The following is a 17648-nucleotide window of genomic DNA, read 5'->3' as shown; positions in this document are numbered from 1 at the left end:
TCGAGTAACGTTCCATAGTTCCCATTGCCCCACTCCTGGCGTCCTGCTGACGGCTTCGACAACGACTTTTGATCGTATCCAGCGCGTTACATAGGACAGACAGGCGCGGGTGGGAGCTACCGAACTTTTGTCATGAAAGCTTCATTTGGGATTGATTCGCAGGCAATTTTCGGGACCGGGCACGGCAGGACATGTGTGCATGGGTTCTGTGGGAGCGGGCTTGCTCGCGAATGCGGTGTATCAGTTGATGCATGTGCTGACTGACCCACCGCATTCGCGAGCAAGCCCGCTCCCACACAAGCCCGCTCCCACATCTGGATCTGCGCCCACCCTCTTGCTTCACATCGCCCACAAAAAAACGGGGCGATCAGTGATCGCCCCAAAGGTACATCGAGAGGTCCTTCAAAAAGTCTACAAACTGATCTGCTTGCGCTCCTCATCCGTCAAGCGCGCCCGCGCCTGGTCGCTCAGGGGGCCGGCGCCCAGCACCTGCACGGGGCTGTTGGGGTTGTAGCCGCTGGTTTTCGGCGCGTCTTCGGGGCCGCGTTCTACCGGCTCGGTGCCAAAGCTCAGCACCTCCACGGTGACGATGGACGGCCGCCCTTGCTTGGCCGCCGCCTGCTGGCTGCGCGCCGCCTCTTGCGCCGCCTGGGACGCCGCCGCTCCGGCCGCGCTGGCCGAACTCATGGCGCCGGTGTTGACCGCCGCCGCCACCGGCACCCCGGACGACTTGCCCTGGGTCTGGATGTTCGCCGCGTTCACCACGCGCAACGCGGCGATGTTGACGTTGCCCGACACCCGAATGCCCGCCTCGCCCGCATCGATGGTGCCCAGCGGTGCGATCAGGTCGATGTCCCCCGCCGGTATTTCCGGGATCGGGTTGAGCGTGGCGATCCCCGCGCCGGTACTCGGCACGGACGGCGACAGGCTGACGTTACCCCAGTTGTCATAGACACGCTTGGGCGGCGTGTACACCACGGTGGTCTTGGAACCGCGCCCGGCGTTGATGTCGCCCTCGGCGGTCCAGCCCATGATCGAGCCACCAAAAGTGGTCATGATGCGGCTCTGGCCGAGCAGGATGCTGCCCATGGAATACAGCTGGATATCGCCAGCACCCTGGGTGATCACCCCCGCCGTGGACGGTGGCGCCTCGCCTTCGATACCGAAGGTCTGGCTGCCGCCTGGGGTGAGCATCTGGATCGCGCCACCGAAGTTGGTGTGCACGCCCGAACTGCCGAACAGGGTGATGTCGCCCTTGTAGGTGATCGGGTTGCCGGCCACGTCCTTGTCCGGGAACAGCGCGGCGATGGCGGCACGCCCACGCAAGTAGCTGCCCTGGCGCACGCTGCCATCGGTGTTGTACTCGCGGCCGGCGGCCTTGAGTTCGGCGAAGTACACGTCACGGGCGAACACCCGTTGTTGCTCCGCAGGCAGCGCCTTGTAATAGGCCAACGCCTGCGTGCTATCGCCGACAAAACCGAAGCGCTCGGCGAGCCAGGTGACCAACTCGTTTTCGTAGGTCTTGGCCACCTTGGCGCCCTGGATCGACTCGCCGGCTTGCGCCAGATTGACGGGGTCCAGGTAGGGCTCGACGAAACGCAGGTAATCCGGGCCATTGGGGCCGACACCGGCTTGCATCACGATGCTTGCGCCTGGACGGTTATCGCCTGCCACGACTGCTCCGAGGCTGGTGACACTGACCTCGCCACCTGTCGCCGCATCCCGCCCGGACATCAGGATATTGCCGCCCGCCGTCACCTCCAGCAGACCAGGACCGGCGACCTGGAAGTTGCTGTAGAGAATGTCGCGGCCGGCGGAGACGATGGAAATATCGTTGGGGTTGTTGTGGATGAACAGGTTGCCGGTTTGCCGCTCCGAGTCCGGTCCCCTGGTGTTGTTGAACGCGCTGCCGCTGCTGACGACATCGCGCCCGGCCATCATCCACACCGCTCCGTTGCCCTCGTACCAGACCTGCCCCGCATTGCGCGTTCCAGCCGTCGTGGAGAAAGTAATCACCCTGCCGCTGCTGACGCCAATCAGGTCACCGCTCAACGCGTAGAAGCGCGCCGGGGCACTCGGCACATACCCCGCCGCAGAGGCCGTCGGGGCTCCAAAGGTGAACAAGGGACGCGGAATACTACCGATAACGCTACCCCCCGACACCAGGCCGCTGCTGTCGGAGATATTGTGGCTATCGGCGTCTGTCTGGCCGTTGATCGTGCCGACGAATGCCGGCCGCCAAGGGGTGGCCATGATGCCGGGGTTGGCCGCAGACGGCGTGACGAACATGCCGCCCGCGTAAATCGAATCGCTGGCCAGGAACTGCAACTCGCCATTGGCGCCTGGGGCGAGCAGAAGGCTAGAGAGGTAGCCAGCATCAATCGAGGATTCTCGCACCGCTCGTCCATAGTAGAGACTGCCACCGGCGGCGGTTGCTCGAAGGATCGAGGGATACACGATTGCCAGATCAGAAGGAGTGCCGCTGACATTCGGCGTCACATTGCCGCCAGCCGAAAAAAGATCAATCGCGGTGTGATCCGTCCATAACGTGAACCAGCTGTCCCCTACACCCCGCTCGGCTCCCCGTGTAAACGCGGACTTGTTCGCCACCGAGCCCCGGCCCGGGTCGAGCACATTCTGCACCACCAGATCGCCGGCCGCCGCCAGGTTGAACGTGGCGTCACCCGGCACCAGGGTAATTGCGCCCAACGGCAAGCCACGGGTGGCCTTTAACGGATCGTATGCGCGCGTTTCGCCAGGGCTGTGCTGTGTGGTCGTGCTGCCGTAAGTCAGATTGATACCACCCACCGCGCCGCTTTGCACCTGTGCATTGCCACGCACGTTGACCAGCACCCCGTTGCGCAAATCCGTCGTCTGCACCCCAACCGGGTTGAGCGTGCCGCCGACACGCAACCGCAAGTCGCCCCCGCCGTTCAGCACCAGGCTGCCGTCGTTGGCCATCCGGCCGGTGCTGCCCACCGCCAATACCAGGCCTTGGGTACGCGGGTTCAAACCGGGATCAAGCGCGCTGTTGGTCCGGCTGTCCAGCAACCCGGCGTTACCGCGCACGTTGACATCCAGGTCACCGCCGCCAAGGGTGCCAAAGCCGGTGAAGCCGAGCATCTGATCGACCGAAGGGGTGCTGGCATAGGTGCCGAAGTTGATCCACCAGGCCGTGGGTTGGGCCTGCCCGCCGGTGGCCACATCGGCACTGCCTTGACGCCACAACCAGTTGCCGACGCTGGCGGAATCGTAGCCACGGTCCTTGGGATCAGGCCGCCCGGCGATGCCCTCGGAGATACCGGTGATATTGCCCGTCAGGTTCCCGCCGACGTTCAGCGTGAGGTTGCCGCCGGCATCGGGATACCAGGCGCGGTACAGGCTGTCGGCAGAACCATTGACAAACTTTTCGTAGGCGCTGGCAGGATCGGCCAGGACGGTGTTAGTGCGGCCCAGGGTCCGCGCTTGATTGTAGGGATCGCCCGCCTGGGTCGCGACGGAGGACGTGCCTGCGGTATAGACCCCATAAAGTGAGTCCATGCTCAGGTCGCCAGCAGTCAACAGCTCCAGGTCGCCCGTGCCGGTACGCAGCACACTGAAGCGGGTACTGGACGGTGTCGAGGCATACTGCTTGCCGCCTTGGGCGAGGCAGTAGGCGGGCGAGCCCCCGCAGAATTCGTCTACGGAAGGTATGCCGAACAGGTCCAGGATGCTTTGCTCGATCACGGTACCCACCGTCACGACCACGCCGTTGGCGGCCAAGTCTTGGACCGCATATTCGGTCCAGACGTAGCTGACCTTGATCTTGCAATAATTCGGGGAGCTCGCGCAGAAATCGGCAATCGCTCCCAACTGGAAATCATCCAGGATCTTCTGGTCGATCGGGTCGCCTTCCTTGACGATCACGCCGTTGGCAGCCAAGTCCTGGACCGCAAACGCGGTCCAGGTCTGCACCCCGGTAGCTGGCAGTTCCTTGGCGAACATGCCGTAGTGACTGTCCGCCAGGCGCAAGTCGCCACTGCGCGGATGGGCTTGCAGGATACGGCTGTCCGCCGCGTCGGTGTCGGCGCCTGCCACCAGACGCAGTGACCAGGATTGCGAACCCTCGGCCAGCATCGGTGCGATGGCCCAGAGCTTGCCCTGGCGCCCCGCCACTTGCGGACGTAACTGGATCGAGTCCACCCCGCTCGGCAACTTGACGTTGGTGCCAGCGGGAATCAACGCCCCGCGTGGCAAGGCGCGAGCGCCGTCCAGCAACACGATGCTGCTGGTCAGCGAGCCCTGGTGAACCTGGGGTAATGGCACGCCTTTAGGCCAGACCATGCTCATCAATTGCGTGCCCTGGCTGAGCAACGTACCGGCGTCCAGTTGAGTACCGGCTTGCAATGTGATCGTCGCGCCAAGCAGGGTGCCAGCGGCAAACAGCACATTGCCCGAAGCGTCCCGTACAGCGGCCGCCAACACCGTGCCCGCCGGCAAGACCAGGTCCTGATTGAGTACGGCGCTGACCGGCAAGCGCGTGCCGGCTGCCACCGTCAGGCCCTTGATCGGCAGGTCGTAGTTCAACGTACTGCCCGCCGGGAACGCCGTGCCATCGGCCAGGGTCACGCCGTTGCCCGGCACGACGATATCGCCGCCGCTGAAGTCTTTGCCGGGCAACAATACCCAGCCCTTGTCATCCACGGTTTCCGGCGGCGGTGCAAAGCCATCGTTGATGCTGCCGTAAACGCTCAGGTCGCCGCCCGCGCGCAGGGTCAGGCTGCCAGATTCACCGGAACCGTACACCGAGGTCTGCCGGGTGTGCGGGTTGAGGCTGGCGTAGCGATAGCCGGACAGGTCCAGGTCGCCCTGTACCACCAGGTCACCGTCCGGGGTGCTGCTGACGATTTGCACCCCTGGGCGCAGATGGAACGTATCGGCATACGTACTGTTGTTGAGCCCGGCGAGCTTGTTGTTGAGCAAGTCCGAGTTGAGCAAGGCCGCGTTGATAAACGCCGTGCTCAGTGCGTGCTTGCCATCCAGGTAAGCCTGGTCGATCTGCTGATAAGGTCGCCCGCTGGCCGTCGGGTCGGTGATCACGGGCGCATCATCGTATGTGGCCATGCCGTTGAGCGTGATCGAGCGTGCACCCTGGATTGCCAGGCGGCCACGGGCGTCGATGTCGATGTCGTCGCTGCTGCCATCGGCATTGATCAGCCGTGGCGCGTTCAATTCAAGGCTGCCACGCGCGAGCCCGTCGTTGTGGGTCGAACCGGCGGTGCCGTGACGCAGGTCGATGCGCACGCCATCGGCGAGGGTCAAGCGCCCGTCGCCGGAGCCGAGCACCACCATGGCACGGTTCGGCGAGTCGATGATCTTGCCGTAGCTGTCCACCCGCAGTTTGCTGCCGTGGGCATCCAGCACGGCACTGCCGTCCAGGCTCAAGCCGTGCTTGCCGGCCAGGTTGATGCTGCCCACGCGTTCACCGCTGGCATCCACCAGGCCAGTGACACGCAGGCTGCCGTTGTCTACCGAGACGCTGATGTTGCCGGCCTTGAGGCCGTTGCCGATGGTCAAGTTGCCTTGCTTGAGTTGGAAGCTGCGCGCGCCGAACACCTGCCCAACGTTGAGGCGGCTGTTGAGGTCGGCAAACTGCTGGTCCAGCGCACCGCTGCTGCCCAGGCGCTGGGCCTGGATCTGCACGCCGCCCGCCAGATACGGCATCAAGGTGCCGCCCGCGTCGTAGTAGCCGCTGCTGCTGCCCAGGAGTGTGCCTTGCAGGTCGACGATCCCGCCCGCCGCATCCAGCGCCACGGCCCGCAGCGTGCCCGCCTGGTTGTACTGGGCCGACAGGTCGATGGTCGAGCCTGCCGCTTGATGGATATTGCCGGTGCGGCTGTCGAGGGTAATGTCGCCGCCCCAGCCGTACTTGGTCACGTCGTTGAAGGTGATCGCACGCCCGGCGACATCAATCAACGCCGCGTCCGTCAACTGCACATCACCCCGCGCTGCAAGGCTGACCTTACCGCTCGGCAGCACCACGGCGCCCGCCAGACGAATGCTGTCGCCGTTCAAGGACAATTGGGCACCCTGCCCCTCGGCCTTGCCGCGTGCCCCGGCAGACGCCGCCACATCAATCGCGCCACCGGCAGTGATGCGGTTGACTGAGCCAGCGGCACCGGTCATCAGCGGCGTGAGGATATTCAGGTTACCGCCTGTGTAGGTGAAACCCTTCACCGCGTCATAGGCACCCTGCTGTTGATAGACCGACAGGCTGCCCTTGTGGTTGGCGGTGATGCGTTCGCTGGCGTTCAGATTGACGTTGGCAAAGCCCAGCGCCAGGCGGTCGAAGTTCAGGGTCGTGCTCGGCTGGGCAAAGCTGCCGTAACCGAATTCGATGCGGTCGGCGTTGATGTCCAGGCGCCCGCTGCCGGTGCCCGCGCCGCCGCTGACCACGGCACCCGCCGGGTTGGTCGCGCCTTGCCAGATCAGGTTGGCGGTGTGGATGCTGGCCACATCGTTTGCACCGCCGGCGCCATAGATCGCCGGCGTGGAGATCATCAGGTTGCTCAACCGCGATTTGCCGGTCAGGGGGTCATAAGTATCCAGCGAGGTGCTGCCGTAGAAATTGAAGCTGTCACGGGCCGAGAGTTGCAGGGTCTCCAGGGCCGGCGCGCCGAACTGGGTATCGCCCTGCAGCAGACGGTCGAGCAGTGCCTGGGACAACGTGAGGCCTGCCGGCCGTTGATTCGCGGCTTCTGCGGCGGCGAGCGCAGCGGCGCTGCCAAGGTTGATCGCACTGACCCCCAGGTTGAGGTAACGCGTGCCGTAGCGCACTTGATCGCCCAGTGCAAACGAGGCGTCGGTCAAAGCGACGATACTGCCTTCGGAATACAGCCCGGTCTGCCCACTGCAAGGGCTGGTGCTACAGGTGCCGATGCTGATGCCCCCACTGACCTCGCCACCAACGCCCGGCGCCGCGATCACATTGAGCAGGCCGTTGGACACCGCCAGCATGTTGGTGACCTTGTAGATAAAACCGTCACGGGCGTCGTAGCCCGCGTTGCCTCGGCCGATAGTGTTGATCGAAGCGCCCTGCTCAACGACGATCGAGCCGGTTTGACTGACCAGGAACACTTCAGGCGCAGCCAACGTCGCGCCTTCACGCAGCACAATGTTGCTGCCGGCGCCGTTCACCCCATCCACCAACGTGATGAAGTTGCCAGACTGGCCATACGTGACGCTGGTCATGCCCCCGACGACCAGGCGCGATGCCCCCAGTGCATTGAGGCTGTCAGCCCGCAAGGTGATCCCTGCAAAACCCTGGGTCGCCGCCCGATCTGCGCCCACTACTTCAATGCCACCACGGGTCGTATCGACTACCGTTACCGTACCGCCATAACCCCCCTGCGCTGCACCGAAGCGGCCAATACCCTGGAATGAAAATGCATCCGCACCACCACCGGTGCGCAAGGCCAGTTTCAAGGTCTTGGCATCCACCTCAAGCATGGGGCGTGGCACGCCGTTTTTTGCCGCGTCCGCCCTGGCGAACTGCGCATAGCTGGTTTCGTTGTACTGGGAATAGCGGCGCAGTGTATCGGCCGACGTCAGGATCAATTGACTGGCAACGTTGTCGCTGATTCCGGTATTGGCAATCGACAAGCGCCCGGCCGTGCTCCACGAACCGTTGCGCATCAATTGGGCCGCGCCATCGCCGCCCAAGCCAGCCAAACCGTTGATTTCAACGCGATAGGCCCCGGGCAGTAACGCGTAGGTCGATGGCATCAGCGTGTAAGTTCCGGCGGGCAGCCCCGGTATACCGGCGCCGATCGTGACTTGCTGGCCAACCAACGGCGTGACCGCCCCGGCCTCCCCCGCCACAGGCGCGGCAACGGGCTGCACCCCCGGCACAATCGCGTAGATCGGGTTGGTGGACAGGCCCGGCAGGCTGAACCCACCGTTGGCACCCACTTGCACCAGCGGGTTGTAGCGCGCATCGGTGGAGCCGCCGCGCCCGGACACAAACCCGGCACCCAGCAATTCGCCGCCGCCGGACAGGTCCACGGTGGCATCGGGCAGCACGGCGACGGTCTTGCCGCCCAGGATCACGCCAATCCCCAGATCCTGACCGCTGGCACTGAGCCCGCCTTGCCCGACAAACACCACTTGCTTGCCGTTATAGCGGTAGACCTGGCCGTCCACCGTGCCGCCAAACGGCATCACCAGGCCCTTGCCACTCGCCGACGTGAGGCTGCCCGGCAGCAACTGCACGCGCTCGCTGCCCGTGCTGCCAATATCGATCAGCCCCAGCGGAGCGCGTACCACGCCCCCCTGGATAATGTTTGCGGCACCCAGTTGCAGGTGGCCGAACACCGAATAAGGCAGCGGTGCATCGGTGCTGCCGACACGGCCGATGGTCAACGTGCGCAAGGGGTCAAAATCCAGGCCAAGGGCAACGGTGGATGAATCGCCCAAATAGCCGGCGACGATACGCGCACCGACTTCGGTGGCCGGGTAGAGTTGCGCAGCGCGCAGAGTCATGTCGCCTTGGGTCAGCAACTGCGTGTTGATACCGGCGACGATAGCGTTTTCAACGCTACCCGCCAGGAAGCGCAAGTCGCCCTGACTGGTGAGGTTCACCTGATCAAAACCACGCCGCTCGACGGTGAGCAAGCTGGCGTCGGCCTGGAGCAGGCTACCCTTCATGCCAAATATCACGTTGTCGCGCACATCAATCAGAGCACCGCCAGCATTGAACTGCGCCGCCGTGGCGAGCTGGGACGGCTTGCCCAGGTTGATGGTCGGGCGCACGTTCGGGTCCAGGGTCTGCGTCGTCAGACCGGCCAGCAACAGATACGGCGCCGACAGGTTGATCCGTGAACCAGCGGCGGCACCTTCACTGAGGTTATACGCGGCGCTGAACAGGCGCAGGCTCTGCCCCATGGCGATGTTCACGTCGCCATCGAAGCTCATCAGGCCATTGCTCATCAGCGCCAGGTTGTCAAAACCACCCGCGCTGATTTGGTCCGCTCCGACACGCGCATGCCCATAGACCAGGCTGTCGGCGGCGGCCTCGGCGGTGTCCGCCAGATTCAGGGGCTGGTGGGTCTGGCTGATGCTCAACTCGCGGCCGTTGAGTACCCGGTTACTGGCGTACTGCTTGAGGTAGTTCGGGCTCTGCAACGCGACGACCAGGCTACCACCCGCCGCCCCCACGCCACCGGCGCGGGCGACAAAACTGCCATCCAGGTACAGGCCGTTGTTGGAGGCCAGGCTGATGGTGCCGCCGTTGCTGGCGACCTGCACCGTGCCCTGCCCCGCAACATTCAGTGTGGCCTGGGTGCCGGACGCTTCCAGGCGCGCCCCGTCACGCACCACCACAAACAGGTCGCTGGCGCTGGCGACGCCGGTGGTCAGGTCAAGATCGCCACCGATGCGGATCTTGCCACCGGCGTCCACCACGCCGTAGCGGCGCCCTTGGTTGTCCACGGCGCTGACGGCGCGGGCCGACACATCGACCACGGCCTGTTCACCCAGCCAGATCGAGCGGCCATGCCCTTCGGCATTCGCCTGCAACAGCACCTGCGGGGTCACCGCCAGGCCGCCCAGGCTGACGTTGCCGCCCCAGGCGTTGAGTGTGCCGTTGAGGGTCAACTGGCCAACGCTGCGCAGGTTGATGGCCTGGCGCGGGTCGACGTTGATCACCGCACCCTGGCCGACGGTCAGGGCCGTGGTCGCCAGTTTGTCAGCCGTGATGTACGGGTTGCCGGCGGTCAGGTTCAAGCTGGCGCCGCGCCGTGGGGTCAGCACGCCTTTGACGGCGTCCGGCTGATACAACTCGGGCAGCCAGCGCGCCATGGCGCTGGCGGGGTCACTGCCACTGGGCGCGGTACTCGCCTGGTCACCCAGGTGCAAGACCGGCACCGTCACGTCAACCTGGGTGCCGTCGGCGACGAGCAGCCCTTCATTGCCAGTGATGTCGTAGGCCGAAAAGCCCTTGTTGAAAAAGTCCCCGGCCAATTGCAACGTGCCGGTGGCGAGGGGATCGGCACTTTCGCCAATCAACACCTTCTGGCTCTGCAAGGCCAGGGTGCCGCCGCCACTCACACCGTAACCGCGCACCTCGCCCTTGAGGCTCAACGCGCCCAGGGCGCTCAGGGTGGCGCTGCCGCCTTTGCCACCGTTGACACTGCGATCGACGCCAAGTGTGGCCCCGGAGGACACCTCCACCAGGCTGCCCGCACCAAGGCTCACATCGCCGCTGCTGCGCAGCGAGACCTTGCCGCCGTTCACGTACGCCACACCGTTGCCGCCACCGGCAGGGTCCAGCAGCAGATTGTTCCAGCGCCCCGAGGCGTCCAGCTTGACGCCCTCGGCCACGTCGATCTGCCCGCTGCCCGCCAGGATCACGTCGGCCACGGCGTTGTTGCCGTTGAGATTGACCTGGTTGAGCACGTTGCCCAGATTCAGGCTGCCGCCGTGGGCAGTCAGGTTTGCGTTCACCTCGACACGCGGTGCGTAGAGGGTGATGTCGCCGCCATCGGCGACGTTGAGTGCGCCATTGACGGCGATGCCCTGCTTGGCGCCGAGCTTGATCGCGCCCAGCTGGAAGCCATTGAGTTGATCGGCGTCCAGCACCACCGCGCCTTGACGCTCGGCGGGCAATGCCGTGCTCAAGTCCATACCGGCGGCGATCTTTTGCGCGGACTGCTCGATCAGCACCTGCTCCGCCATCGGCGTCAGACCATAACGCAGGGTGCCGGTGGTCTTGTCATAGATCGGCGTGTATTGCCCGATGATCAACTGCGCCCGCTGGGCCAGCGCTTTCTGCGACTGCTGGTAACCGTCGAGGTTGAGCGCCGGTGCCCGGGTCTGGCGATCACCCTGGAACACGTCGCTGAGAATCTGGCCTTCCAACACCGCGCCTGACGTGCCGACCACCAGCTTGCCGGCATCGCGGCCCACGGTGTAACCGGACTCCTGGCGGCTTTGCTGGGCGATCAGGGGGTTGTAGTAGTAATCGGTCTGGCCCCAGCGCGCACTGGTGTCTTCAAACCCCTTGTAGACGCCGGAGTAGAGAATGTCGCCCGGTGCCTTCGACAGTTCGTACAAACGCCCGTCCGGCCCCTTGAGCCAGGTCAGGCGGATCTTGCCGGCCTGCACATCCACGGTGCCGCCCGACAGGTTGATCTGCGCGCCCTGCTGGGTCACCACGTCCTTGCCGGTAAACGTCACGGTGCCGCCCTGGGCCATCCACTCGCCCACCGAGTGGCCCTGGGTGCCGAGGTAGCCACCGACTTCGAGCAAGCCGCCCGCGGTGTACCAGCGATCCGTCGTATAGCCGTTGGTGCCGGCCGGGACAAACACCAGCTCACGCAGGTCGACCCACACGTCGTTGTTGATCAGTTGCCCGCCATCGCGGTTGACCACCGCATCGCGCTGCTCGTTGCCCTGCACGTTGATCTTGATGTTGTTGGCTTCCATCGCCACCTTGACGCCGACCGCGCCCGACACATCGATCTTCGCGCCGTCGCGCACCAGGCTGCGTTGCCCGGCGCTGACGGCGACCTGCCCGCCGGTGGCGAGGGTGATCGAGCCGTTCTGGAAGTCCACCGTGCCGCCGCTGACGATCTCGACCCGTGATTGGTCGCTGCGGTCGGCCACGGCGCTGAGGTGATTGAACTGCCCGTTGATCAGGTTGGCGGCCAGGCCATCGAACTTGCTCAGGCCGTTGGCCTGCTGGCTGTTGAGCGCGGTGCTGGCGCTGGCATCCAGCAGGATCGCGGTAGTGCTGCCTTCGCCCAGGGTGACACTGCCAGTGGTGTCAGTGGCCGCGTTGAGCAAGTGGATGGTCCCGCGCGTATCCACCGAGGTACTGGCCAGGGCCACGCCGTTCTGCGCGACCTGGTGGCCGGTCAGGGTGATGTCGCCGGTGGAGGCCATGATCAGGCCGCTGTTGCTGACCTTGCCCGCCGTGCTGCCAGCGTTGAGGCCAGCCACCACTTCGTTGCCACGGGTGGTGGAACGCTCGTTGCCGGCGGTGCCGACACCTTTGCGGATGTAAAAGCTGTCACCCGCCGCCAGGGTGGTCTGGCCCTTGGCGGTGATGATCGTACCGGCGTTGTCCACCTCGGAACCAAGCAGCAAGGCATAGCCGCCGGCATCGGTGGACGTGGCGGCGTTGTGGGTCTGGATCACTGCGCCGCGCTGGACTTCAACCTTGCCGGCCGCATCGGTAAACGTCGGCTGGGTGCCGTTGGCATCGACGTAAATGCCGCGCTGGGTGAACTGTTCATCGGTGATGTTCGCCGCCGCCGCCACCAGGTTGCGCACATTGACCTGGCTGGTGCCGCTGAACACCACGCCGTTGCGGTTCATGATCATGACCGTGCCGGCGCCGTTGATCTGGCCCTGGATTTCACTCGGGCGCGCATTCGGATCGTTGACGCGGTTGAGCAGCGCCCAGTTGGACTGCTGCTGGAAGTCCACCGTGGTGTTGCGCCCGACGTTGAACGTCTCCCAGTTGAGGATCGCCTTGTCGGCGGTCTGCTCGATGTTCACCGTGGTCTTGCCGCCGGCCTGGGTCTGGGTCGGGCCCTTGGCGTTGGTCCAGCCCTGGGTCAGGCTGTTGTCGACCTGCAAGCCGCCCTTGCCCAAGCCATCGGGAATCGTCGACACCTGCCCCAATGCCGCCTGCCGCCCGGCCGCTTGCGCCGCCTGCTGCGCGGCAATCGCCGCGACGCTGGTATTCAGCGTGCTGATCGAACGCGCCAACTGCTGATTGGCCCGCGCCTGCTGGTTCAAGGTCGGAATGCCCGACACCTGCCCACTGGTACGCGCCGCCGTGGCCGCCTGGGACGCGCCCTTATCGGCAAACCAGCCGGAACTGAACGCCGACGCCGCCTGGGCGTTGCCCGCCACCATCAACAAGGCAATGGCCTGCGCCAGGGGCTTGAGCAACAACACGGGCTGGGCTTTGCGGTGAACCGTTGGTTTGCAGCGGACCATCTGGATCTTCCTTCTTTGTAGTTGCCCAGGGGCAAGACACGCTCACGTATGAGGGTTAGGCGGTTGGCGAGGGGCGCGACTGAACTTCTGTCATGCAAAGTTCATAAAGGGCTGCTAACGCAAAAAAAATCAGCAACGGCACAGGCCGTTGCTGATCGGTGTTGCGGGTCGTTGAAGCGGGGTTACAGCGGACGACCGATGCCGTTGCACACGTTGGACTTGCCGATGCTCAGGGCGCTGGTGGCGGTCAGGAAGTTATCGTTGATCGCGGTTTTCCAGGAGTCTGGCAGAGGCACGAAGCGGTTGTTGCGGATCGCGGTATCGTTGCTGCCGAACGCGCTGAGGTTGTAGTGACGGGTGAAGAAGTTGCGGACCTGGGTGGTCTGGTCAGCGTTGGCGTAGCACTGGCTGAAGATCACGTTGGTGAAGCCCAGGATTGGGTAGCCCGAAGTCGGGTAGGCGACGACGCTTGGGTCGGTAGTGCTGGCAGCGGCGGCGAAGGTTGGAACCCAGGCGTTCTGGTTGGCGACGTTGGTGCCAGTCGGAACCGGTACAAGGGCGATGGCGGCAGATACGTTGGCAGGTGCTGGGGAAACGCCGTTGACCTTGGCAACCTTGGTCGCGTCATCCAGACCGGCCAGAGTGGTGGCCGCGTAGTCCGGGCTCATGTAGGTGATGGCACCGTCGGTGGAGTTCAACAGAGTCATTACCGCTTGGCTGCCCGAGGCAGAAACGGAACCGGCTGGAACCTTCTTGGTCACGTTGCCGTAGCTCTGGGCAAAGTTAGTGGTCACAGCGAATGCCTCGGTCTCGGCGCACTTGGCGTTGAGGAAGCGCGTGAACAGTTCGGTGGTGCCGCTCGCTTCGCTGCGGTAAACAACCTTGATCGTGCCGGTACGGCCCGAACCCGCGATCTGGCTCCAGTCGGTCAGACGGCCGGAGAACACGCCGCACAGTTGGTTGACACTCAGGTCAACGGCAGCAGTCCCTGCCTTGTTGAACGGAATGGCCACCGAAGTCGCCACCGAAGGTACCTGGATCAGCTTGCCCCACGCGGCTTCATGACCGTTCTTGTAATTGAGCAGTTCATCGACCGTCAGCTTGGAGTCGCTGCCAGCCCAGTGCACGTTCTTGGTGCCGGTGCCGAATTGGCTGTAGTCGTTGTTGAGGAACGCCGCTTTGCCTTTGCCGCTGCCAACGCCGATGTAAGGGGCAAAGCCGGTGGTGAGTACGCCAGCAGTCTGGTACAGCGGCTGAGGCAGAGTGGCGCCGCCGCCGTTTACGTCTGCGAATGCAGCTTGTGCCGAGCACAGTGCAGCGAGGGTCATGGATACCGCGAGAACGTTGCGCTTAAACATGAAGAAGCTCCTTTCGTCGTGTTTGTACGTTTGGGGTAGATGGCTCTTGCATGACGCCATGGCTTCGGTCCCAAGCCGTCGTGCGGGGGTGGCCAGGGGTGAAAACCATGGGAGAGAAATTCGCAGTTTCCGATGACGGTTGTAGGAAAAAAACTCGGGAGGAACGCCTTGATTTTTAAAAAGATTCTCGGGTGTTTTGGTCATGATTTTGAGCGGTTTGGGCGCAGGTGACAGCGAGGTTTCAGCGGGTGGGGCTGGAGGCCGTATAGACCTTGGGATGTGACGGAATGAGGAACCCGAGGTAGAACGGGAGCACGATAAATGTGCTGAACACACATAACCCATGTGGGAGCGGGCTTGCTCGCGAATCCGGTGGATCAGTCAATGAATTCATATCTGACCCACCGCATTCGCGAGCAAGCCCGCTCCCACACAAGCCCGCACCCGCATGTGGATTGGGTTTCGCCAGTAGGTCAGGTGACGAGTTGGTTGATCTCGATAATTGGCAGCAACACCGCCATGACAATGACGAGTACGACGGCGCCCATCACCACAATCATCAGCGGCTCCAGCAACGCGGTCATGCCCATCGCCCGCCGTTCAATATCCCGCGACAGCGTCTGCGCCGCACGCTCCAGCATCGGCGGCAGCGAGCCGGTCTTTTCGCCGCTGGCGATCAGGTGGATCAGCACCGGCGGAAACACCTTCTCCACCGCCAGCGCCGGGGCCAGGTTGACGCCTTCGCGCACTTTGGCGGTGGCCTCGCAGACGCACCGGTCGAGGCGGTCGTTGGACAGGGTCTGGCGCGCCGCCTCCAGGGCGCGCAACAGTGGCACGCCGGCACCGCCGAGGATCGCCAGGGTCGAAGCGAAGCGCGCGGTGTTGAGGCCCAGCACAAACCGCCCGATCAACGGCAAGCGCAGCACCCGGCTGTGCCAATTCAGGCGTGCCACGGGATTGCGCAAATACAGGCGCCAGCTCCAGAAACCAGCGACGATCCCGGCAAAACACAGCCAGCCCCAGGCGCGGATAAAATCGCTGGCGTTGAGCATCGCCAAGGTCAGCCCCGGCAAATCCTGGCGCGCCTGGGAAAATGCGCTGACCACCTGGGGCACCACGTAGCTGAGCAAAAAAATCACGATACCGATGGACACCAGCCCCACCACGCCAGGGTAGATAAACGCCGTAAGGATCTTGCCGCGCAGGTTGTTGCGCTCCTCGATGTAGTCGGCGAGGCGCTCCATCACCTGGGCCAGGTCGCCGGACTCCTCCCCCGCCGCGATCAATGCGCGGTAGATCGAGGGGAAGTCCCGTGGCCGCGCAGCCAAGGCATCCGCCAGGCGCATGCCGCCACGCACATCGGCACGCACTGCGCTGAGGGTCTGGGCGATGTGTTTTTTCTCGGCCTGCTCCACCGTTGCGCTCAACGCCGCTTCCAACGGCAGGCTGGCACCCAGCAGGCTTGCCAGTTGGCGCGTGGCCCAGGCCAGGTCGTTGTCCGAGAGCTTGGGGGTGAACAGGCTGCTGCCGGCGACCTGCTGGTTGCTCTCCAACTGCACCAGCAACGCGGTCAAACCGCGCCCGCGCAAGTTGGCAAATGCGGCGCTCTGGCTGTCGGCCTCCACATGCCCGGTCTCGACGTTGCCGCTGGCATCGGCGGCCTCGAAGCGATAGCGATTCATCAGGCGTCCCGTGTCACACGCAGGATTTCTTCAGGCGCGGTGGCGCCGCTGCGCACCCAGCGCTCGCCGTCTTCACGCATGCTGAACATGCCGGCGCGGCGGGCGGCCAGGCGCAGGTCCTGCTCGCCGGCGCCCTGATGGATCAGGCTGCGCACGGCGTCATCGACGCAGAACAACTCGTGGATACCGGTGCGGCCGCTGTAGCCGACCTGATTGCACTGCGCACAGCCCACCGGGCGCCAGGTACCGGGCGCGGCCGGATCTTCCTGCTTGCAGTGCGGGCACAGGCGACGCACCAGGCGCTGGGCCAACACGCCCAACAACGACGAAGCCAACAGAAACGGCTCGACGCCCATGTCGATCAGCCGGTTGACCGCCGACACCGCATCGTTGGTGTGCAGGGTCGCCAGCACCAGGTGACCGGTCAGCGAGGCCTGCACGGCAATTTGCGCGGTCTCCAGGTCGCGGATCTCGCCAATCATGATGATGTCCGGGTCCTGGCGCAGGATTGCGCGCAGGGCGAGGCCGAAGGTCATGTCGATCTTGGCGTTGACCTGAATCTGGCTGATACCCGGCAGGTCGTATTCCACCGGGTCTTCCACGGTGAGGATATTGCTGGTACTCGCATCCAGTCGCGCCAGCGCCGCATACAGGCTGGTGGTCTTGCCGCTGCCGGTCGGCCCGGTGACCAGCACGATGCCGTGGGGCTGGCGGATCAGCGTGTCGAGGCGCGCCAACAGCTGCGGTTCCATGCCCAGGGTCTCCAATTGCAGGCGCCCGGCCTGCTTGTCCAGGAGCCGCATCACCACCCGCTCGCCATGCCCGGTGGGCACCGTCGACACGCGAATATCAATCGGCCGCCCGGCCACCCGCAGTGCGATGCGGCCGTCCTGGGGCAGGCGTTTTTCGGCAATGTCGAGCTGGGCCATGATCTTGATCCGCGACACCAGCGCGCCGTGCAACGCCTTGCGCGGTGACACCACATCACGCAGGGTGCCATCGACGCGGTAGCGCACCACCGAGTGGGTTTCATAGGGCTCGATATGAATATCGCTGGCCTCGTCGCGGGCGGCCTGGGTCAGCAAGGCGTTGATCATGCGGATCACCGGCGCGCCGTCCTGGGTGTCGAGCAGGTCGGTGACTTCGGGCATGTCTTGCATCAGGCGGTCCAGATCCACCTCGTTTTCTGCCGCGCCGACCACGGCGGCGGCGCTGCCGGTGTCGGCATAGGCGCTGGTGAGCAGGCCGTCGAGTTCGTCGTCGCGCACTTGTTCGATGGGGGATTGGCCGAATTGGCGGTGGACTTCGCTGATGGACCAGCCGGGGGTTGAGGGGCATACCGTCAGGAGCAGGCCTTCGGCGTTAGTGCGCAGGAGGATGCGTTGGGATTTGGCCCAGGCGTAGGGGAGTAGGCTCATGTTGTTGGCCCTGTTTGTCGGTGTACATATCCGTTTTTTGGGCAACGGCGGCTTATGGTTCCGCTCTTACAGCGGCTCACTTTTGAAAAGCGCAAAAGTAAGCAAAACGCTCTTGCCCCAACACTCGACACCTCGCCTAGGCTCGGTGTGCCCGTAATCCATGTCGAATTCCGGCCAGCGTGTTTAACGGGGCGCCTAAGATC

General features: G+C 64.4%; 4 protein-coding genes. All 4 read right to left on the bottom strand.

The features are described 5' to 3' along the window. Positions 1–411: 411 nt before the first annotated feature. Positions 412–12987, bottom strand: a complete 12576-nt coding sequence (locus LIY36_RS23795) for a filamentous haemagglutinin family protein (RefSeq protein WP_226457389.1) — start codon at positions 12985–12987, stop codon at positions 412–414. Between the two features lie 182 nt (positions 12988–13169). Then, on the bottom strand, positions 13170–14345 hold the full coding sequence (locus LIY36_RS23790) for a substrate-binding domain-containing protein (protein WP_226457388.1): 1176 nt from the start codon (positions 14343–14345) through the stop codon (positions 13170–13172). A gap of 473 nt (positions 14346–14818) precedes the next feature. Then, positions 14819–16027 (bottom strand): type II secretion system inner membrane protein GspF, encoded by a 1209-nt coding sequence (gene gspF, locus LIY36_RS23785; protein WP_192301113.1) that lies wholly within the window; start codon positions 16025–16027, stop codon positions 14819–14821. After that, positions 16027–17445: a type II secretion system ATPase GspE gene (gene gspE, locus LIY36_RS23780; RefSeq protein WP_226457387.1), complete on the bottom strand. Its 1419-nt coding sequence runs from the start codon at positions 17443–17445 to the stop codon at positions 16027–16029. The genes gspF and gspE overlap by 1 nt, the downstream gene beginning before the upstream one ends. Positions 17446–17648: the final 203 nt, after the last annotated feature.

The sequence above is a fragment of the Pseudomonas sp. AF03-9 genome, assembly GCF_020515815.1.
Classification (GTDB): domain Bacteria; phylum Pseudomonadota; class Gammaproteobacteria; order Pseudomonadales; family Pseudomonadaceae; genus Aquipseudomonas.
The sequence above is the reverse complement of the archived record's forward strand: the minus strand, read 5'-3'. Positions and strand labels throughout refer to the sequence as shown.